The organism is Oleiphilus sp. HI0066 (assembly GCF_001635725.1).
Map to the genome: position 1 here is coordinate 1 of NZ_LWFH01000259.1, position 829 is coordinate 829.

Sequence of the window (829 nt, forward strand, 5' to 3'; positions counted from 1 at the left end):
CCTCCATGATATCTCCAACAGATTTGTTGAGCGATTTGGGCGTCAAACCATTCTCTTTGTTGTACTCTTCTTGTTTTGCTCTTCGTCGCTCGGTTTCATCCATAGCACGCTGCATTGAACCCGTCACACGATCTGCATACAAAATTGCTTTACCATTTATATTTCGCGCTGCCCGACCGATCGTTTGAATTAGCGATCTATCAGATCTTAGAAACCCCTCTTTGTCCGCATCTAAAATCGCGACAAGAGCTACTTCAGGCATATCCAAACCTTCCCGAAGCAAATTAATACCAATCAATACATCAAATACGCCCTTGCGTAAGTCTTGAATAATTTCGACTCTTTCTACGGTATCAATGTCGGAGTGTAAATATCGAACCTTAACGCCATGCTCCATTAGGTAATCCGTTAGATCTTCTGCCATCCGTTTGGTAAGCGTCGTAACAAGCACTCGATCACCTGCCTCAACAGATTTATGAATCTCCCCGAGCAAATCATCAACCTGCGTTGTAGCTGGACGAACCTCTAAAATTGGATCGAGAAGCCCTGTCGGCCGCACAACCTGTTCAACGACCTGCCCTGCATGCTCTTCTTCGTATTTCGCAGGCGTGGCCGAAACAAAAATTGTCTGTGGGCAGATTCTCTCCCATTCATCAAAGCGCATCGGTCGATTATCAAGAGCACTAGGTAAGCGAAAACCATATTCGACTAGAGTTTCTTTTCTAGATCGATCGCCTTTATACATTGCCCCAATCTGAGGGACGGTAACATGCGATTCATCGATTACCATAAGTGCGTTCGCTGGCAGGTAATCAAACAATGTTGGAGG

1 protein-coding gene is annotated in these 829 nt (G+C 45.2%); it reads right to left on the reverse strand.

The window, feature by feature from the left end:
- Positions 1 to 829 (reverse strand): helicase-related protein (locus A3738_RS03950; RefSeq protein ID WP_255376139.1); only part of this gene is annotated, 829 nt, incomplete at both ends.